Genomic DNA, 19,029 nt, shown 5'->3' on the forward strand with positions numbered 1-19,029 from the left:
GTCCCATCATCGGTCAGTTGGGAAAAACCCGAAAGCGCGCGGGACTTTATGCCTAACAAATGGTTAACACGAGACCATGACGAATCGCCGCGCCCTGGTCCTGACCGACGAATCCCGCCGCCATCCCTTCAGGGCCTCGCTGCCGCCGCATGTCTGCCGCATGCCCAGTCCTACGCACCTGACGGCCACCCGCCCATGGCTCACCCGCGAGGACGCGCGGACTTTCGTGCATTTCTACGCGGCGTTCTTCGTCGCCACGCTGCTCTACATCTACTGAACGGGCTCGGCGAGCTCGGCCCGCTGCTCGGCCTTGTAGAGGATCGCGCCCAGCCAGGCGGAGATGAGGCACATGGCTGCGCTCAGCAGCACCTGGTCGACGATCGCGACGCCTGCGTGGCTCAGCCCGATCGCAATCAGCGAACCGACCGACATGGCCAGCGCGTTGACGATATTGTTCGCGGCGATCGTGCGCGCGGCCTGCGAGGTTTCGACGAAGGTGGTGAGAAACGCGTAAAGCGGCACCACGAACATACCGCCCGCCACCGCGATCCCGAGCAAAGCGAGCATCAGCGGCACCGCCATCCTCTGCTGGACGAAGCCGCTGGCATCTAGCAGCGCGCCGCCTTCGAGCGGCTGCCACAGCTGGCACACGAAATAGAAGATCACGACGAAGGCGCCCATTCCGATCACCGACATCGGCGAATAGCGCGCCGAGACCCGGCCCTTGAGCAGCGCGTTGATCGACATCGATCCGATCGCCACCCCGATCGAGAAGATCACGAGGAAAAGGCTCGCCACTTCCTTGCTGGCCGTCAGCACGTTCTTGGCCAGCGGGGGGAACTGGATGAACAGCACGGTGCCGATCGTCCAGAAGAAGCTGATCGCGACGATGGCGAGAAAAACCCGCTTGTCGACCAATGTGGCGGCGATCAGGTTCTTCGACGAGCGCCAGACATTGTAATCGAGCTTGTCCGGATCGACCAGCGGCGGCGCCTCGGGCACCTGGCGTCCGGCGACATAGCCGACCAACGCCGTCACCATCGTGGCGATGGCGGCGACTTCGACCGGGATCCACCCGGCCAGGATCGTTCCGAACAGGATCGCGATATAGGTTCCGGCCTCGACCAGCCCCGTGCCGGCGAGCACTTCGTCCTTTTTCAGGTGCTGCGGCAGGATTGCGTATTTGATCGGCCCGAAGAACGTCGAATGCATGCCGAGCGCGAACAACGCGATCAGCATCAGCACGATCGGGGTCGAGGTGACGCCGATCTCGGTCGCGCCGAGCGGGATGGTGAAGGGCGCGTGCATTTCCTGCCAGGCGAGGATCAGACCGGTCCCGCCGATCAGCATGATGCCGATCTCGCACGCCTTGACGATGCGGATGATCCTGGCCTTGTCGCGCATGTCGGCCAGTTGGCCCGCTAGCGCGGAAAACAGGAAGAACGGGATGATGAAGATCGCCGATGCCAGCGCGCTGAAGCTCGCCTCGGCACTTTCGGAATTGTAGATGCTGTAGACGACGAACAGCACCATCGCGTTCTTGTAGAGATTGTCGTTGAAGGCGCCGAGCAATTGGGTGACGAAGAGCGGGGCGAACCGCCTCTGCCGCACCAGGTGCGTCGTTGTCGTCATACTGCTTCCCAGTTGCCGCGAGGTCAGGCGTCCGTAGCGGATTGATCCGCCGCGACAAGGCTTTTGCAGCGAGCGCTCCCCTGTTAAGGCAGCCGCACAAAGGACACGGAACCTCCCCGCCACATGCTGACCCTCCCCAATATCCTCACCCTGACGCGCATCGTGATGGTGCCGCTGCTGGTCGGCCTGATGTGGTGGCCGAACTGGCACTTCGGCTATCTGCTGGCCTTCGGCCTGTATTCGGTCATGGCGATCACCGACTATTTCGATGGCTACCTGGCCCGATCGAGCGGGACGGTGTCGAAACTCGGCGTGTTCCTCGATCCGATCGCGGACAAGATCATGGTCGCCGCGGTGATCCTGACGCTCGCGGCGCAAGGCGTGCTGCGCGGGCCCTATGTGGGCGATGCGCATGTGATCGCGGGGCTGATCATCCTGATCCGCGAGATCGCCGTCTCCGGCCTGCGCGAATTCCTGGGGCCGTTGCAGATCTCGATGCCGGTCAGCCGCCTCGCAAAGTGGAAGACGACGTTTCAACTTCTCGCGCTCGGCTCGCTGATCCTCGGGCGCGGCCTGCCGAACTGGACGGTGATGCTCGGCCAGGTCGAAGCCAACGTGCCGCACACCGTGGGGCTGGTGACGCTGTGGGCCGCGGCCGTGCTGACCGCGATCACCGGCTGGGATTACCTGCGCGTCGGCCTCAAGCACATGGACTGATGGACCACCGACCGGGGGTCTTTGCAAAACTGCGCCAACCGGGAAATGCAAGCCATTGCAATCGCTTGGGAGCACTTTTGCTGTTGGGAGTGTAACCTTCCACGCGAGTGTCTCCGCGACCACACCATGGATGCGCGACAAGACCGGGGTCCGGCAAAGAAGGACGATGGGGGCCATCCGGCGTTGATGGCAGTTTGCGATGATGTAGGAAAATGGCCTTGATGGCGGTCAATTGTTAACGCTACAATTCCGCCGATTTAGGTAACCGTCCGACTTTGGGCCGCTAGCGGAATGTCCGCTCTCGGCCGAAATTCCCGAAAATCCGCCGGGGCTGTCAACGACCGTATCGCGGACGGTTCCCATGATAAGTTTGTGACATGATCATTGCAGGAGTCGATCCTTACCCAAGTTAGTTGCCCAGATTGCGCCGAAGAACTGTTTCACCGCCGGGCTGTACGCTCTCGCTGATGAGTTTCGCCCACAGATCGCCGGTGTTCGCAGAGTTCGACAACAACAGGATCCCGTCGCCGGTTTCCGGATACATGACAGCGATGCTTCGTGCGCCCACATCGGCCCCGGTATGCTGCAGCGCGTATCCGCCGCCATCGAGGTTCTGGATAATTTGCCATCCAAGGCCGAAAGGTATGCCATCTTCCTCGGAAGCGACCGGTGTTACCATGGCGCGTGCAAGTTCCGGGGAGAGGTCCATCCCGTCCATAACGTACACCATGAAGGTCGCATAATCGCGAGCGGAGGTCAGCAGGTTGTCGGCGGCGTTTGCTTGGGTGTGGGTCTCTCCGTCGAGCGGCTCGCCATCGCTGTCATGCGGCTGTGCGTACCGGGATCGGTCCACGCCATCGGCAAAAGTGAAATGGGTGTCTTTCATGCCGAGAGGGCCGAACAGCTGTTCTTGCGCCAGGACCTCCAGCGTTTTGCCGAATTTCGCCTTTAGGGCCCTGCGAAGATACTCCATTCCCTCGCCGGAATATTGCGTGCGCGCGCCGGGCTGAAACTGGAACCTCAGAACATTGTCATCCGCCAGATATCGCCAATTGGGAAATCCGGTGCGATGCGTAAGGACATGCCGCGCGGTCAGGACGCGCAATTCAGGCGCATCGGCCACATCTGGATCGACGTAATATCGCATCAGAGGTTCATCCAGGTCAAAAAGGCCTGCATCGACCAATTTCAGGGTTGTCATCGCTGTGACAGGCTTGGTCAGAGACGCGATGTTGTAGATCGTATCAAGCGGTGCGGCGACACCATCAGACAGTTCGCCAAACACCCGGATCTGCTGAATTTGGCCGCCCTTTATCCGCGCAAACGCCATCGAGGGGATGTCGAGCATCTCCATGGCCGCTTCAATATGCAGCTCGTTCTCGAACAGGGGTGAGCGATAACCGGCACTTTCGGCGCCGGAATGGTCATAGCTGAGCACGCGGTGCATCTTCCACGCCTCGCCTTCCAGCAACCACATCGTCGTGAAAGCGGCCGATCCGGCGAGCGTTTCCGTACCATCGTCGGCGCGCTCGTAGAAATTGTGATCGCCCTCCTGAATCGCGCCGTAAAGGACGCCGTCGGCATAAAGGGGAAAGACGCGCTGGGTGTCGGGCACGATCCTACGAATGGGTTTGAGGGGATTGTCACCGCATATGTTGCTAGTGAACGCTTTCAGAAATGCGTCCCGGTCCTGGATGCCGCCCACGTCATGATAAAACTCCAGATCGTCTGACAACACCGCTTCGACGGCAGGGATATTGCATCTGTTGAACCCCTGGTCGAACACGACATCATCCATCGTCAAGACGGCTGCCTCAATATCTTCAGTCGACAGTTCCTGTGCGAGGGTTGGCGCAGCCAGTGCCAAGAGAGCGCCGGTGGCGATAAGACTGCCTACTTTGCCGATCATTCGGATTCTTTCCTTTTGCGGTGTTCACATTCTATAGCAGAGGTGTATTACAGCCTCAACACACCATCGTCAGGATCGGCAATTTGCAAGCTGTCTGGCCACTTTCAACCCCAATTCTTGCCCCAGACTTGTCGTTCCGGATCTTACCAATCACCCATTCAATCTTCATCCTAGCGACGTCTGCTTTCGGGTAGATCGAACATGCCACCGAATGGCTGAAGTTGGGGCGCAAAGCTGACCTTTCACGCAAAGTCTGCAAATGGCTCTTGCGCTGATTGTCCGCTTGCAAACCAAACGCCGCCGCCGCTCACCCGGCTCGCAATTCCTCGGCCAGCAGATGGAATTCCTCGGCCCGCGGTGAGCCTTTGCGCCAGACGAGAGCAATCTCGCGGTTGGGCGAATCCGATTTGAGCGGGCGGGCGACCACCTTGGTGCCGTTGAGGATGCCCGCATCGATCGCCATTTCGGGCAGCATCGTCACGCCGAGGCCGTTGTCGACCATCTGCACCAGCGTGTGGAGGCTGGTGCCGATCATGGTTGCATTGGCGCGCATTTCGGGGCGGTTGCAGGCGGCCAGTGCGTGATCCTTAAGGCAGTGGCCGTCTTCGAGCAGCAGCAGGCGCGCCTCGTCGATCAGTTCGGGCTTGATCTCGGCGGGGGGATCGCGCGGATCGTCGGCCGGGAAGGCGACGTAGAGCGCGTCGAGCTCGATGATTTCCTGCTCGCTCTCGCCGGTGGGGAAGGGCAGGGCGAGCAGTACGCAATCGGCGCGCCCGTGATGGAGCGATTCTATCGCATCGGCGCTGGTTTCCTCGCGCAGGAACAGCTTGAGGTCGGGCCGTTCCTTGCGCAGGCGTGGGAGCATGCGCGGCAACAGGAAGGGCGCGATCGTGGGGATCACGCTCATCCGGATCTCGCCGGTCAGCGGCTTGCCGCTCGCCTGGACGAGGTCGGACAATTCCTCTGCCTCGCGCAGCACGCGATGCGCCTTGGCGACGATTTTCTCGCCCAGCGGGGTGAACCGCGTCGAGCGCCGCGTCCGCTCCACCAGCGTAACGTCGAGCGCGGTTTCGAGATCGCGCAGCCCCGCCGACAGCGTCGATTGCGACACCGCACAGGCATCCGCCGCGCGCCCGAAATGGCCGTGCTCGTGCAGCGCGACGAGATATTGCAACTGGCGCAGGGTCGGCAGGTGGATGGTCACCCTTGCGGCCCCTCGGGCGGTTCGTCGCTGATCTTGCTCATTTTCAGCCGACCGTTCTCGACCGCGAAGCCGGTGCGACCTTCGACGAGTTCGAGCGCGTCGCGGCCGAACACTTCGTAGCGCCAGCCTTCGAGGATCGGCAGGTCGCTGCGCTGCCCGGCGGCGAGTGCTTCGAGTTCATCCGACTTGGTCAGCAGGCGCGAGGCGACTTCGATCTCGCGGGCACGGATCTTGAGCAGCAGCTTCAACAGGTCGGCAACCAGCGCGCCTTCCTTGCCGAGCGGGGCGCCGATCTTGCGCTTGGGCATCTCGTCCTTGGGCAGCGGTTCGGCATTGGCGATGGTCTTCATCAGCCGCTTGCCGATCTCGTTTTCGGCCCAGGTCTTCGACAAGCCGCGGACCTTGGCGAGATCCTTCTGCTTCTTGGGCGGATGGCTGGCAAGGTCGGCGATCGTCTCGTCACGCGCGATGCGTCCGCGCGGGATATCCTTGTCCTGCGCCTCGAGCTCGCGCCAGGCGGCCAGCGCCTTCAACCGGCCCAGCATTTGCGGATTGCGCCCGCCGGCGCGCACGCGCTTCCAGCTCTGATCGGGATCGACCGCGTAATTCGCCGGGTCGGCGAGCTTTTCCATCTCGGCGTTGAGCCATGCCCCGCGCCCGGTCTTGACCAGCTTTTCGAGCAACATGGGGAAGATCGTGGCGAGATAGGTGACGTCGCCGATCGCATATTCGAGCTGGCGATCGGTCAGCGGACGGCGGCTCCAGTCGGTAAAGCGCGCGCCCTTGTCGACCGTGGTGCCGAGCCAGCTTTCAACGAGATTGGCATAGCCGATCTGTTCGGACTGGCTGACCGCCATCATCGCGATCTGGGTGTCGAAAATCGGCTGCGGGGTGGTGCCGGTGAGGTTGTAGAAGATTTCCACATCCTGCCCGCCGGCATGGAAGACCTTGAGCACCTCGTCGTTCTTGCACAGCAGGTCGAGCATCGGGGTGAGGTCGATGTCATCCGCCAGCGGATCGACCGCGGCAGCTTCCTCCTCGTTCCCCAGCTGCACCAGGCACAGCAGCGGGTAATAGGTGTTCTCGCGCATGAACTCGGTGTCGACGGCAACGAAATCGTGCTGCGCCAGCCGGTCGCAAAGGTCGGCAAGGTCTTCGGTGGTGGTAATCAGCGGATGGATCTTCATCGTATTCCCGTTTGCAGCGGACGGTTCACCGTCCGGCGGAGGCCGCACGGCTTGACAAAAGCCGCCGCTTCCCCTGTTGACGCGCGCGCAAAGCGCCTATGCGCTCTCCACGAAATCACGCCCGGATGGAATGTCAAAATGACGGGCGCGCCTTTAGCGCCATAACGTCCGCAATGGAAAGAGTCCCCATGCACGCCTATCGTACCCACAACTGCGCCGCACTCACCAAAGACAATGTCGGTGACACCGTCCGCCTGTCCGGCTGGGTGCACAACAAGCGCGACCATGGCGGCGTGCTGTTCGTCGACCTGCGCGATCATTACGGAATCACCCAGATCGTTGCGGATGAGGATAGCCCGGCGTTGCCGATTCTCGACAAGATCCGGCTGGAATCGGTCGTCACCATCGATGGCGTGGTCAAGTCACGCGCCGATGTCGCGGTGAACCCGAACCTGCCGACCGGCGAGATCGAAGTCTTCGCCAAGTCGGTCGAGGTGCAGAGCCGTGCCGACGAACTTCCGCTGATCGTCAATTCGGCGGAAGACTATCCCGAAGAAACGCGCCTCAAATACCGTTTCGTCGACCTGCGCCGCGAGCGCGTCCACGCCAACATCATGCTGCGCAACCGGGTGATCACGTCGCTGCGCAATCGCATGAACGCGCAGGGCTTCGCCGAATTCCAGACGCCGATCCTGGGTGCTTCCAGCCCCGAAGGTGCGCGCGACTACCTGGTGCCGAGCCGCCTGCATCCGGGCCGCTTCTACGCGCTTCCGCAGGCGCCGCAGATGTTCAAGCAGCTGCTGATGGTCGCCGGCTTCGACCGCTATTTCCAGATCGCGCCGTGCTTCCGCGACGAAGACCTGCGCGCCGACCGTTCGCCGGAGTTCTACCAGCTCGACTTCGAGATGAGCTTCGTCACGCAGGAAGACGTGTTCAACACGATCGAGCCTGTGCTGGCCGGCGTGTTTGAGGAATTCTCGAACGGCAAGAGCGTGACCCCGGCGGGCGAATTCCGGCGCATCCCCTATGCCGAGGCGATGCTGAAATACGGCAGCGACAAGCCCGACCTGCGCAACCCGCTGATCATTTCGGACGTCACCGCGCACTTCGAGAAATCGGGCTTCGGCCTGTTCGAGAAGATCGTGGGCGGCGGGGGCCGCGTGCGCGTGATCCCCGCACCCAACACGCATGAGAAGAGCCGCAAGTTCTTCGACGAGATGAACGACTGGGCGCGCCGCGAAGGTTTCGCCGGTCTGGGTTACGTCACCCGCAAGCAGGGCAAGTTCGGCGGGCCGATCGCCAAGAACCACGGTACCGAAGGCATGGAAAAGCTCTATGCCGAGCTGGGTCTGGGCGAGAATGACGGCCTGTTCTTTGCCGCGGGCAAGGAAAAGGACGCCGCCAAGCTGGCCGGTGCCGCGCGCACCCGCGTGGCCGAGGAACTGGACCTGATCGAACAGGATTGCTTCAAGTTCTGCTGGATCGTCGATTTCCCGATGTTCGAATATGACGAGGAACTGAAGCGCGTCGATTTCAGCCACAACCCCTTCTCGATGCCGCAGGGCGAGATGGAAGCGCTGGAAACCAAGGACCCGCTCGATATCCTCGCCTGGCAGTACGACATCGTCTGCAACGGCTACGAACTTAGCTCGGGCGCGATCCGGAACCATCGCCCGGACATTATGTACAAGGCGTTCGAGATCGCCGGCTATTCGCAGGAAGAAGTCGACGCGAACTTCTCCGGCATGATCGAGGCGTTCAAGCTCGGCGCGCCGCCGCATGGCGGTTCGGCCCCGGGGATCGACCGCATCGTGATGCTGCTGGCCGACGAGCCGAACATTCGCGAAGTGATCGCCTTCCCGCTGAACCAGAAGGCGCAGGACCTCATGATGGGCGCGCCGTCGGTGGTCAGCAATGCGCAGCTGCGCGATGTGCATATCCGCACCGTCGAACAGCCGAAAGCCGATGCGCCCGAAGCAGCGCGCGTCGACAATATCGGCGAATGACATGAAAAGGGCGCGGGAATCGTCCCGCGCCCTTTCATCGTATCGGATGGGGTGATCAGTCCATCTGGTGCTTGATCACGTCGCCGAAGCGTTCGCCCTGGCAAATCTCGTCATAGCACTGCTGCACGACGGCGCGCTCCTGTGCTTCGAGTTGATCGCTTTCAAGCGCTTCGCTGAACTTCTTGGCGATGTAGTCTTCGCCTTCCTCGACCCGCTGGGCTGCGGCTTCGTCGTTGTTTTCGAAGGCGGTGGTGATGCTGGCCCATAGCTGGTGTGCCTCGCCGGTCATCGTACCCTCGGTTACGAGCTGGTCGCCCTGGCGCTGAAGCTCGGCGTTCATTTGCTGCAGGGTCTGCTCGCGTTGCTGACGGCGTTGTTGCAGGGCCTGCTGCAATTGTGCGCTGTCTGCTTTCTCTGCCGCTTTGCGATAGCCTTCGACCGAATCGAACGTGGTGTCGGTGAGGCTCTTGAATGTCGTGGTACTCATGGTTGTGCGTCCCTTGGGTTCGTGTGGTTGTGTGCTTTCTCAACCGACGAACCGGGTGCAAGGTCCGACACATTGCCCTAAATCAGGACGAGTTGCCCTTGCCTTGCGCCCCGTCGTTCACTAGGTGGCAAGGTAATTGACAACACCCCAATTCAGAGAGGGCCGTAAATGAGCGATACCGCTGACCGCGTGCAGAAGATCGTCGTCGAACATCTTGGCGTCGAAGCCGACAAGGTGACCCAGGAAGCCAGCTTCATCGATGATCTGGGCGCCGACAGCCTCGACATCGTCGAGCTGGTCATGGCGTTCGAAGAGGAATTCGGCGTCGAAATTCCCGACGATGCTGCCGAGAAGATCACCACCGTTGGTGATGCGACCAAATATATCGAAGAGCACAAGGGCTAAGCCAGCCGTTTTGTTCTATACCGCGCGCTGAACGGCGGCGCGGCCTGACAGGCCCGACCCCATTTGCGGGCCGGGCCTGTTGTATTTTCGGAGAAGTTGAATGCGTCGAGTGGTCGTTACCGGACTGGGCCTCGTCACCCCGCTTGGGGGCGATGTCGAAACCTCGTGGAAAAACCTCATCGAAGGCAAAAGCGGGGCGGGTCAGATCACCCGTTTCGACGCCTCGAACCAGAAGGCGACGATCGCCTGCGAGGTGAAGGACAAGGATCACGAATGGGGCTTCGACGCCGATAAACGCGTCGATCCCAAGATCCAGCGCCAGGTCGATCCCTTCATTGTCTACGGCCTCGATGCCGCCGGACAGGCGCTTGAGAACGCCGGTCTCACCGACATGGACCAGGCCACGAAAGAGCGCGCCGGCGTGTCGATCGGCGCAGGTATCGGCGGTCTGCCGGGGATCGAAAAGGAATCGGTCAACCTGCACGAACGCGGCCCCGGCCGGGTCAGCCCGCACTTCGTCCATGGCCGTATCATCAACCTGATCAGCGGACAGGTCTCGATCCGCTATGGCCTGATGGGACCGAACCATGCGGTGGTCACCGCGTGCTCCACCGGGGCGCACTCGATCGGCGATGCCGCGCGCATGATTCGCGACGACGATGCCGACATCATGCTGGCTGGCGGTTCGGAATCCACCGTAAACCCGCTCGGCATCGCAGGCTTTGCCCAGGCGCGCGCGCTCAACACCGACATGAACGACCAGCCGGAGAAGGCGAGCCGCCCCTACGACAAGAACCGCGCCGGTTTCGTCATGGGCGAGGGTGCGGGCGTGCTGGTGCTGGAAGAATACGAACACGCCAAGGCGCGCGGCGCGAAAATCTATGCCGAAGTCGTCGGCTATGGCCTTTCGGGCGATGCCTATCACGTGACGGCGCCGCATCCCGAAGGCAGGGGCGCCGAACTCGCCATGCGCATGGCACTGAAGAAGGCCGGCCTCGAGCCCTGCGATATCGACTACGTCAACGCTCACGGCACCTCGACCATGGCCGACACGATCGAACTTGCCGCGGTCAAGCGCGTGCTGGGCGACGATCTGTGCGGTGCGTCGATGAGCTCGACCAAATCGGCGATCGGCCACTTGCTCGGCGGTGCCGGTGCGGTGGAGGCGGTGTTCTGCATCCTCGCACTGCGCGACCAGATCGTGCCGCCGACGCTCAATCTCGACGATCCGGACGAAGGCACCGAGGGCGTCGACCTTGTGCCGCACACGGCCAAGAAGCGCGAAGTGAAAGCGGTGCTCAACAACAGCTTCGGATTCGGCGGCACCAATGCCTCGCTGATCATGAAAGCGGTCGGGGACTGATCACATGAAGCGCCGCGGCGTCATTTTCGGTGGGGCGCTGGTCGCGGCGGGGCTCGCCATCCTCGGTTACCTGCTGGTGCCGTGGTATGCGGGCGGCCCGTTCGACGAAGACACGAACTTCATCGTGCCCCAGGGGTCGAGCCTCGCCAGCGTCGCCGACAAGATGGAGGAGGAGGGGCTGCTCTCCTCCGCCTCCGGCTTTCTGCTGCGGGCCAAGATCCTGGGCGGAAACGCCCCGATCAAGGCCGGCGAATTCGCCTTTCCCGCCGGAGCCAGCCCGTCGCACCTGTTGGGGCTGATGCAGGATGGCGACGTGATCAATCGCCAGATCACGATCCCCGAAGGCCTGCCATCTATCCTGGTCCACGAACGCTTGATGGCCAATCCGCTGCTGACCGGCGAGATCGAGATTCCCGAAGAAGGCTCGATCCTGCCGCAGACCTACAGTTTCGAGCGCGGCGAGAACCGGGCGGACGTCATCCGCCGGATGCAGACCGCGATGCAGCGCGTGCTGCACGAAGCCTGGGAAAAGCGCGCGCCCGATCTGGTGGTGACGAGCCCCGAGGAAGCACTCACGCTGGCCTCGATCGTCGAAAAGGAAACCGCAAAACCGTCCGAACGGCGGATGGTGGCAGGGCTCTATTCGAACCGCCTCAAGCAGGGCATCCGCCTTCAGGCCGATCCGACGATCATCTATCCGATCACCAAGGGCAAGCCGCTCGGCCGCCGGATCAAGCAATCGGAGATCGACGCGGTCAATGCGTACAACACCTATTCGATGGCGGGCCTTCCGCGCGGGCCGATCACCAATCCGGGGCGCGCTTCGATCGAAGCCGTGCTAAACCCCGAAGCAACCGACGCGGTCTATATGGTGGCCGACGGAACCGGGGGGCACGTGTTCGCGTCCACCTACGAAGAACACCGCGATAATGTCGAAAAATGGTTTGCCATCAGGAGGGAACGTGGAGAACTCTGACGACGCACCGCTGATCATGACCGCGCAATTGTCGCGCGATGTCGGTGCATGGGCCACAGGGCTCAGGCGCGCGCATTTCCCGCGCAAGCAGAACTTCCTCGATGCGCATGTGACGCTGTTCCATGCGCTGCCGCCCTTCGCGCTGGAAGAGGTAAAGGGCTGTTGCGCGGTGCTGGCGGGTCAATACGGCCCCGTCGACGCCCGCGTGACGGGCGTGATGAACCTGGGGGGCGGCACTGCGATCAAGGTCGAAAGCGAAGGGATGGACCGGATTCGCGACGAGCTCCAGAATCGCTTTCACGGCCTGCTCACCCAGCAGGACCAAGGCGGCAAGAAGCTCCACATCACGATCCAGAACAAGGTTTCCAACAATCGCGCCAGCGCGGTGCAGGAGGAGATCGAGAAGGTCCTCAAGCCGCGCGATTTCCAGTTTCCCGCGCTCGAACTGCACCGCTACCGCGGCGGTCCGTGGGAACTGGTCCAGACTTACGCGTTCCGCGGCCTGTCGCGCGCCTGATCGGTGCTTGACCGGGCGCGCAACGCACCCTAAGTGCGCGCCTCGCCCGCGAGCCACGGCTCGCGCGAGGCCCGATTGGGGCGGAGTAGCTCAGGTGGTTAGAGCAGCGGAATCATAATCCGCGTGTCGGGGGTTCAAGTCCCTCCTCCGCTACCATTTCCAGACGTTTGTAGTGCGAGAGCACAGATGGTCCGGACCAGCTTGGTCGTGCCAAGTCGGGTTGTCAGCGCGCGCCCGGCCTCGCGCGCAAGGCGCTCGGGCCGAGGCGCATTGGCACCGAAACCCGGGCCGATGCGTTGATGGGTGATGGAAAAGACGATCGAAGACCTGCAGCGCGAAATGGAAGCCGCCGCGAACGCTCTCGATTTCGAGGAGGCACGGCGACTTCGTGACCAGATCAATCTCCTGCGGGGCGGAGCGGATGCTGCGGGTGCCGAACAGGCCGACACGTCGGGTCTGATCCGGCAACGGCCTGGCGCCATGGGCCTGGGCACGAGCAGACAGCGGCCGGTTCCGCCACCGGACTGGAAGCCGCCGCCGAAGCCCGATCTCAAGACGTCCGGCAAGTCGGGCCGGAAACGTAAGTGAGAACCTGAAATGACGGATTGCGCGCTTGCTGCACCGACGCTTTTGGCGCGGGTCGCGCGCGGAGAGGGTGTGGAGAAGCCGGTAACGTGTATTTCTGCGCCCGGGGCGAGCGTTTAGGGCGCGCGGGCGTCACCTCCGGCGTATCATATCGACGAGATCCCGAATGAAATCCTCCGGTTATGCGGCCATGTCGCTGGTCGCCTGCACTATCCCTGCTGGCGCGATGGCGCAGGGTGCGGACGAAGGCGCGCGCGACGAAGGGGACTCCATCGTTATCACCGCCACGCGGCAGCCCCTCACGATCGAGCGGGTTCCCGGGTCGGTTCTGCTGCTCGATGGCGCAGCGCTCGAGCAGGCGGAGGGTTTTACGGGCGCGGAGGACCTTGCCGACCTTCTGCCCGGGGTCGAGGCGGCGATTGCCAACGGCACGCAGGTCGCTTTCCAGATCCGCGGGATCGGTGCGGTCGACCATCAGGCGCTGACGCCGATCGCCGCAGCGGTCTATGCCGATGGCGTTTTCCAGGCGACCAACGTGCAGACCAGCGCGCTGCTCTACGATCTGGAGCGGGTGGAAGTTCTCAAGGGTCCGCAAGGGACGCTGTATGGACGCAATGCCTCGGCGGGAGCGGTCAACCTCATCAGCCGCCGGCCGGATGCCGAGGGCGCCAATTATGCGCGGGCAGGCTACGGCAATTTCGACCGGCTCGACTTGGACGCCGCGCTGGGCGGGCGGATCGGCGAGGGGGCCTATGCGCGCCTTGCCACGACTTATGTCCGGCGTTCGCCGGTGCTGGAAAATGTCGCCGGGCCTGCCGAAGCGGGGGGAGAGACCGACGAGTTCGGTGTCCGTGTGTCCGCATTGCTGGATCGGGACGGGGCAAACCTGCTGGCGCGCGGCCATTACGAGCAGGACACAGGCATCAATACGATGCCGCGCAACGATTCGCTCGACCTGGACAAGCACCAGATCGAATCCGTGGGGGACGGGATCCAGAACAGCGACAACGCCTTCTACGGGTTCTCGGTCGAGGCGACCTTGCCGCTGGGCGAGTGGGAGCTGTTCTCGCTCACCGCGTTCGAAGGGTATCGCCAGAATTACGGCTTCGATTTCGACGGCACGGCTGCGCCGTTCGGCGATCCGTCGCTCAACGCCAACCTCTCCTACGCGCGGGATTTCGCCCAGTTCTCGGAGGAAGCTCGGCTGAGCCGGCAGTTCACCGGCGGTTCGGTGCTGTTCGGCGTGGCGGCATCACTGGAAGATTTCAGCCAGCGCTACACGATCTGGTGCGGCGAACTCGATCCGCAGACGCTGGTCGGCTCGTGCAACTATGTCGGCGCACCGGGACGCGTGGGCCCCACACCGGCGAGCCCTGCGCCTGCCGCCACGCTCGTCACCGATATCGCGCAGGAGCGGCTCTCGCTCGCCGCGTTCACTTACAACATTTTCGAGCTGGCCGAACGGCTGACGCTGACGGCGGGCATGCGGTTGACCCATGAAGATATCAGCGGCGAGGGTGAGGGCATTCATGTCTTCCGCGACGGAGTGCGCGCACTCAACGATCGCGATGGGCTGGGGCCGGCAAAGGGTGGCAATGTCATCCAGACGACCCGGCTGAGCGGCAATGCCGCGCTGAGCTACGATCTGGGCGCTGCAAACGCCTACCTCTCGATCGCCAATGGCTACAAGTCGGGCGGCTTCAACGGAGAGATCGCCAACAACGCGCTGCATTACGCAGATGAAGGTCTGTTCGCCGCCGAAACCGTGACCACGATCGAGGCCGGGCTGAAGGGCAGGGGGGCCGGGCTCCGCTACTCGCTCGCCGGCTTCTACAGCGACTATCGCGATCCGCAGGCGCGGATCTTCGTCGAATTCGCCTTGCCCGACGGTTCGACCATCGTTTCGAACTCGCTGTCCAATCTCGACGCGGCGAAATCCTACGGGATCGAGGGGCAGCTGGGATGGACACCCGTGCGCGGTCTGGACCTCGACCTCGGTGCGATCTGGAACCGTGCGCGGATCCGGCAAGAGAGCGCCATCGGCGGCAATGCGGAAGCTTACGACGGCAAGCCACTGCCCTTCGCCCCGGATTTCTCGGCCAATGCGCGTATTCTCTACAAGACGCGCGTGAGCCGCGACGCCGAACTCGCCGTGAGCGCGAACGCCAATTACCGCAGCCGGTTCTATCTCGACCCGGCGGGCTTGGCGGAGCGCAGCCAGGGTGACGTGCTCACGCTCGCCAGTCGCGCCAGCCTTACGCTCGAAGACCCCGGCATCGGGTTGAGCATCTGGGGCCGCAACCTCACCAACCGCGATTACGCGATCTCGGGTTATGGCTTCATCGGCTACAATACGTTCCGATCCGATCCGCGGACGTTCGGCGCGGCGGTATCGTTCCTGTTCTAGGGGACAACTTCAGGGACGCGGGGTATTTATTTCCACTAACATATATGTGGTTTGCAACTTCGCGCGCCGACGCGCGTCTGTGTGTCGCTATGACGACAACCACTACTTGCCCGGCGGCGGAAGAGACTTCCGGAAACCATGATCGAACGGTCGCCCTGGAGGAAAAACTGCGGGGCTTTATCGAGCGCACCGACTTCCCCTGCGTCGGTGCGAAGGCCGTGCTCAATCGCGACTGGCTGCGTGTCTACGAGGCCCGCGATCTGCGAAGCGCGTGGGACGATCTGGCGATCCACGATCGGCTTCTGGCGTGGGCGAAGGGCTATCGAACCGACCCGGATGCCCTGCGCAGTTTCGCCGTGGTGTTCGGAGCGCCCGGTGAGACCAGTGAGGTGGAATTCGAGCAGCTCATGTGGGAGCGAATTCAGTCGCTCACCGCCAAGGATGACTGGCGCGGACAAAAGCTCGACGATCGGGTGAGCAGCGATCCAAAGGATTCGCATTTCTCGCTCAGTTTCGGTGGCGAGGCCTTTTTCATCGTCGGGCTGCATCCGGGCGCTTCGCGGGAGGCGCGCCGGTTTGCCTATCCCACCCTCGTCTTCAATCTGCACGACCAGTTCGAGCGGTTGCGCGACGATGGGCGTTACGAAAAACTTCGCGCAGCCATCCTGGCGCGTGACAAGGCGCTTTCGGGCTCGATCAACCCCATGCTGGCGCGTCACGGCGCGGCGAGCGAAGCGCGACAATACAGCGGACGGGCCGTGGACGAGAATTGGGAATGTCCCTTTTCCGATCCGCGAATGGAGAACAAATGAAACGCATTGAAAAACGCAGCGGCACCGCGTTTCGCGTCGCCAAAGGGCAGTATCTGACCGTGATCGATCCGGAAGGCGGGCAGGTTTCCGACCTCGTGTGCTACAGTGCAGACGATGTCGGCGAAGTCCTCTCGAACGGGCGGACCTTCGATTACGAAGAGACGATCAGGCTCGGCAAGGGAAACCGGCTCTGGTCGAATCGCTCGCACCCCATGCTGACCATCGTCGAGGACAGCTGCGAGTGCCACGATTTCCTCCTGACGCCGTGCAGCGAGGCAACCTTCGAACATTTCTATCCGGACAAGCCGGTCCATCGCGGCTGTTTCGGCAATCTTGCCGAGGCGTTGCAGCCTTACGGGATCGGGGAAGACGCGATCCCGACCGCATTCAATGTCTTCATGAATGTCGAGACTGAGGGAGGCACGGTCGCAGTGAAGCCTCCGTTGAGCAAGGCTGGCGATCGCATCGTGCTGCGCGCCGAAATGGACCTGATCGTGGGGCTCACCGCGTGCTCGGCCTATGCGTCGAATGGGGGGAGCTTCAAGCCGATCGACTACCAGGTGGGTGCCGATCATGACGATCGATAACTTCTGGTCGTCGTTCGATCGCATCGCCCAGATCGTTCTTTCCGCAGCGATCTTCTATCTGCTGATCGTCGGCATGGTGAGGGTGAGCGGCAAGCGGACCACCGGTGAGCTCAACAATTTCGACTGGATAATCACCGTCGCGGTCGGCAGCCTCGCCGCGAGCGGGATCCTGCTGAAGAACGTGTCGACGATCGATGCGGTGACCGCCATCCTCGCCCTGGCGTTGCTCCAATATGTTGCCACACGCTGGGTTCAACAGAGCGACCTAGCCAGCAGGGTGGTGAAGGCCGAGCCGACGCTACTGACTGACCGTGGCGAATTTCTCGAAGACGCGATGGAAGAAACCCGGATTTCGCGCGAGGAAATCCTCGCCGCCCTGCGCGAAAACGGATGCCTCAAGCTGGAGGACGCAAACTGGGTCGTGCTCGAAACCAACGGCAAACTGAGCGTGATCCCGAAATGCGATACGACCTATGAAGAGGTCGACAGTCTGAGCGACGTTCCCGCCCCCAAACACGTCGGCTAGCGCATCAGACCGCGCCCCAGTCGCCGCGAAGCTTCAGCGGTCCGTCGCCGTAGAGGTAATCGGGATCGAAATGTGCGTATTCGGCCAGCAGCCGCCAGTCGGTGGGATAAAAGTCGCCACGCCTGATCTCGCCAAGGCCGGCTTCTCTCAGCTTGCCGACGGCACGATTGGCGTGGATGGCGCTGACCCCGCACATGTCGGCAAGATCGGTTTGCGTGAACGGCGTTCGCAAGGCACCGGGCACTTCTCGCCCGATCAGTTCGAGCCGGGTGCGGATTTCGGAATAGAGATGCGCGATGCGTCGCGGCGCATCGAGCTGTTCGAGCATCTGGATCCATTTGCGATGGATCGCCGCGTCGAGCAGCGTGGCAAACCACATCGCGCGCGCGACGCCAGGGCGATCGGTCATCACCTCTTGCAGGGTCGAATGGCTGACGCAGCCGATCGTGACCTTGCCGACCGTGACGATATTGTGATCGAGCCGCTTCAGCGCAAACCCGTGCAGATCGATGAAGTCACCCGGCACGTGCACGCCGACGATGTACCGACGGTCTTCGCGTTCGATCGTCCGGAAAACGAACCCTTCGACGAGGAGCGTGCTGCGATTGGCGATGTCGCCGCGTTTGATGAGCCGGGTCGATCCCGGAAGCTCTTCGACGGTTTCGATGAGCCGTTCGATGTATTCCAGATCGTCTTTGGAAAGATTGTCGCGCAAGCGGCCGGCGAGGAAATTGCCGGTCAGTGGGTAGTCTAACGTCATTGTGCCCCCACACGGTGATCGGTTGGCTGTGCGAGTAGGCGACCACCCGTAGACGGTCTATTGACGGATGTTAGCTTGAAGTTCTTTTCGCTGCGCGCGTGATCGGGTCAGGCCCGCAAATACAGGTCGCCGTCGCCGTAGAGATAATCGGGTTCGAAATCGGCGTAGTTCTCGAGCTCTTCGCGCGAGGGTATGTCGATGCGCCCGCGACGGAAATCGGCGATCCCGAGATTTCTCAGCTTGCCCACGGCGCGATTGGCGTGGATCGGTGTCGAGCCGCACATTTCAGCGAAATTGGTCTGCGTCAGCGGGGTGTCGAACCCGCCGTCGTCGGCCAGGCCTACCATTTCGAGCCGACGCCAGATTTCAGCGACGATGTTGGCGATCCGGCGCGGCACAGTGAGCTGTTCCAGCTTCATGATCCATTGGCGATGCATCGCCGCATCGAGCAGGGTCGAGAACCACAGCAGCCGGCCGAGATCCGCGTCTTCCGCCATGGCCTGTTTGAGCGATCGGTGCGGCACCAGCCCGATCGTGGTCGGCCCGACGCAGTCGATATTGTGATCGAGCCGCTTGAGCGCGAAGCAATGCAGATCGACGAAATCCCCGGGCACGTGGAAGCTGACGGCGTGGCGTTTTCCGCCGGTTTCGAGAGACCGCAGCATGAAACCTTCGATGAGCATCGTCGAATTGTCGCACACATCGCCGCGCGCGATGATCCGCTCGCCCGTGGCAAGCGTGCGGGTCTCCGCGACCATTTCCTCGAGCCGGCGCTCTTGCGACGAAGTCATTAGATGACGGGCGCGTCCGGCCAGAAAGCGTCCGGTCAGGGGGTAGCGCGTGAAATCGAGAGGCTCGGACATGGGGCGGCGTTACAGGGCTGCCCCGACTTTTCCTAATTCTGACGGCGGAGCGGAGCAGTGGGCAGACACGCGCCCGTTCGGCGTTC

Annotated in this window: 19 protein-coding genes and 1 tRNA gene; 13 read left to right on the top strand and 7 right to left on the bottom strand. The window is 62.5% G+C overall.

Annotation, left to right across the window (positions count from 1 at the left end):
* Positions 1-76: 76 nt before the first annotated feature.
* Positions 77-277 (top strand): hypothetical protein, encoded by a 201-nt coding sequence (locus tag GRI68_RS03220; RefSeq protein WP_160615827.1) that lies wholly within the window; start codon positions 77-79, stop codon positions 275-277.
* On the opposite strand, the gene GRI68_RS03225 is transcribed toward GRI68_RS03220, so the two are convergent.
* Positions 271-1,632, bottom strand: coding sequence for an MFS transporter (locus GRI68_RS03225; protein ID WP_160615829.1), 1,362 nt, complete (start codon positions 1,630-1,632; stop codon positions 271-273). The genes GRI68_RS03220 and GRI68_RS03225 overlap by 7 nt on opposite strands.
* Positions 1,633-1,755: 123 nt before the next feature.
* Here GRI68_RS03225 and pgsA point away from each other — a divergent pair, with 123 nt between their 5' ends.
* Positions 1,756-2,349, top strand: coding sequence for a CDP-diacylglycerol--glycerol-3-phosphate 3-phosphatidyltransferase (gene pgsA, locus GRI68_RS03230; protein WP_160615831.1), 594 nt, complete (start codon positions 1,756-1,758; stop codon positions 2,347-2,349).
* A gap of 409 nt (positions 2,350-2,758) precedes the next feature.
* On the opposite strand, the gene GRI68_RS03235 is transcribed toward pgsA, so the two are convergent.
* The 3 genes from GRI68_RS03235 to rnd form a co-directional block, all read right to left on the bottom strand.
* Positions 2,759-4,258 (bottom strand): serine hydrolase, encoded by a 1,500-nt coding sequence (locus tag GRI68_RS03235; RefSeq protein WP_160615833.1) that lies wholly within the window; start codon positions 4,256-4,258, stop codon positions 2,759-2,761.
* 307 nt (positions 4,259-4,565) lie between these two features.
* Complete coding sequence (locus GRI68_RS03240; protein ID WP_160615835.1) at positions 4,566-5,462, bottom strand: hydrogen peroxide-inducible genes activator; 897 nt, start codon at positions 5,460-5,462, stop codon at positions 4,566-4,568.
* The gene (gene rnd / locus GRI68_RS03245; protein ID WP_160615837.1) at positions 5,459-6,649 is read right to left on the bottom strand and encodes a ribonuclease D; all 1,191 of its coding nucleotides are present in this window, start codon (positions 6,647-6,649) and stop codon (positions 5,459-5,461) included. The genes GRI68_RS03240 and rnd overlap by 4 nt, the downstream gene beginning before the upstream one ends.
* 188 nt (positions 6,650-6,837) lie before the next feature.
* On the opposite strand from rnd, the gene aspS reads away from it, so the two are divergent.
* A complete protein-coding gene (gene aspS, locus GRI68_RS03250) occupies positions 6,838-8,655 on the top strand; it encodes an aspartate--tRNA ligase (protein ID WP_160615839.1) in 1,818 nt (605 codons plus the stop codon).
* 55 nt (positions 8,656-8,710) lie between these two features.
* On the opposite strand, the gene GRI68_RS03255 is transcribed toward aspS, so the two are convergent.
* The gene (locus tag GRI68_RS03255; protein WP_160615841.1) at positions 8,711-9,142 is read right to left on the bottom strand and encodes a PA2169 family four-helix-bundle protein; all 432 of its coding nucleotides are present in this window, start codon (positions 9,140-9,142) and stop codon (positions 8,711-8,713) included.
* Between the two features lie 168 nt (positions 9,143-9,310).
* Between GRI68_RS03255 and GRI68_RS03260 the strand changes: the two genes are divergently transcribed.
* The 10 genes from GRI68_RS03260 to GRI68_RS03305 all read left to right on the top strand — a co-directional run bounded on the left by GRI68_RS03260 (position 9,311) and on the right by GRI68_RS03305 (position 17,320).
* On the top strand, positions 9,311-9,547 hold the full coding sequence (locus tag GRI68_RS03260; protein WP_006834437.1) for an acyl carrier protein: 237 nt from the start codon (positions 9,311-9,313) through the stop codon (positions 9,545-9,547).
* Positions 9,548-9,647: 100 nt separating this feature from the next.
* Positions 9,648-10,910: a beta-ketoacyl-ACP synthase II gene (fabF, locus tag GRI68_RS03265; protein ID WP_160615843.1), complete on the top strand. Its 1,263-nt coding sequence runs from the start codon at positions 9,648-9,650 to the stop codon at positions 10,908-10,910.
* A 4-nt stretch (positions 10,911-10,914) separates the two neighbouring features.
* Positions 10,915-11,886 carry an endolytic transglycosylase MltG gene (gene mltG, locus GRI68_RS03270; protein ID WP_160615845.1) on the top strand — a complete coding sequence of 324 codons (972 nt, stop codon included), beginning with the start codon at positions 10,915-10,917 and terminating at the stop codon, positions 11,884-11,886.
* Positions 11,873-12,403, top strand: a complete 531-nt coding sequence (locus tag GRI68_RS03275) for a 2'-5' RNA ligase family protein (protein WP_325063752.1) — start codon at positions 11,873-11,875, stop codon at positions 12,401-12,403. The genes mltG and GRI68_RS03275 overlap by 14 nt, the downstream gene beginning before the upstream one ends.
* A 79-nt stretch (positions 12,404-12,482) precedes the next feature.
* Positions 12,483-12,559, top strand: a tRNA-Met gene (locus tag GRI68_RS03280).
* 150 nt (positions 12,560-12,709) lie between these two features.
* Positions 12,710-12,991: a UvrB/UvrC motif-containing protein gene (locus GRI68_RS03285; protein ID WP_160615849.1), complete on the top strand. Its 282-nt coding sequence runs from the start codon at positions 12,710-12,712 to the stop codon at positions 12,989-12,991.
* Positions 12,992-13,154: 163 nt separating this feature from the next.
* Entirely contained in the window at positions 13,155-15,395 is a 2,241-nt protein-coding gene (locus GRI68_RS03290; protein WP_160615851.1) for a TonB-dependent receptor, read from the top strand.
* A gap of 89 nt (positions 15,396-15,484) precedes the next feature.
* Positions 15,485-16,207 (top strand): guanitoxin biosynthesis heme-dependent pre-guanitoxin N-hydroxylase GntA, encoded by a 723-nt coding sequence (gntA, locus tag GRI68_RS03295; protein WP_160615853.1) that lies wholly within the window; start codon positions 15,485-15,487, stop codon positions 16,205-16,207.
* Positions 16,204-16,794 (top strand): DUF1989 domain-containing protein, encoded by a 591-nt coding sequence (locus GRI68_RS03300; RefSeq protein WP_160615855.1) that lies wholly within the window; start codon positions 16,204-16,206, stop codon positions 16,792-16,794. Before gntA ends, GRI68_RS03300 begins: the two co-directional genes overlap by 4 nt.
* On the top strand, positions 16,781-17,320 hold the full coding sequence (locus GRI68_RS03305; RefSeq protein ID WP_234028701.1) for a DUF421 domain-containing protein: 540 nt from the start codon (positions 16,781-16,783) through the stop codon (positions 17,318-17,320). Before GRI68_RS03300 ends, GRI68_RS03305 begins: the two co-directional genes overlap by 14 nt.
* A 4-nt stretch (positions 17,321-17,324) precedes the next feature.
* Here the strand turns inward: GRI68_RS03305 and GRI68_RS03310 are convergent, their stop codons facing one another.
* Together GRI68_RS03310 and GRI68_RS03315 are read right to left on the bottom strand one after the other, a co-directional pair.
* Positions 17,325-18,080 (bottom strand): Crp/Fnr family transcriptional regulator, encoded by a 756-nt coding sequence (locus GRI68_RS03310; protein ID WP_160615857.1) that lies wholly within the window; start codon positions 18,078-18,080, stop codon positions 17,325-17,327.
* Positions 18,081-18,187: 107 nt separating this feature from the next.
* Positions 18,188-18,943 (bottom strand): Crp/Fnr family transcriptional regulator, encoded by a 756-nt coding sequence (locus tag GRI68_RS03315; RefSeq protein WP_160615859.1) that lies wholly within the window; start codon positions 18,941-18,943, stop codon positions 18,188-18,190.
* Positions 18,944-19,029 lie beyond the last annotated feature (86 nt).

Source organism: Alteriqipengyuania halimionae, assembly GCF_009827575.1.
In the GTDB taxonomy this organism is placed as follows: Bacteria; Pseudomonadota; Alphaproteobacteria; order Sphingomonadales; family Sphingomonadaceae; genus Alteriqipengyuania_A; species Alteriqipengyuania_A halimionae.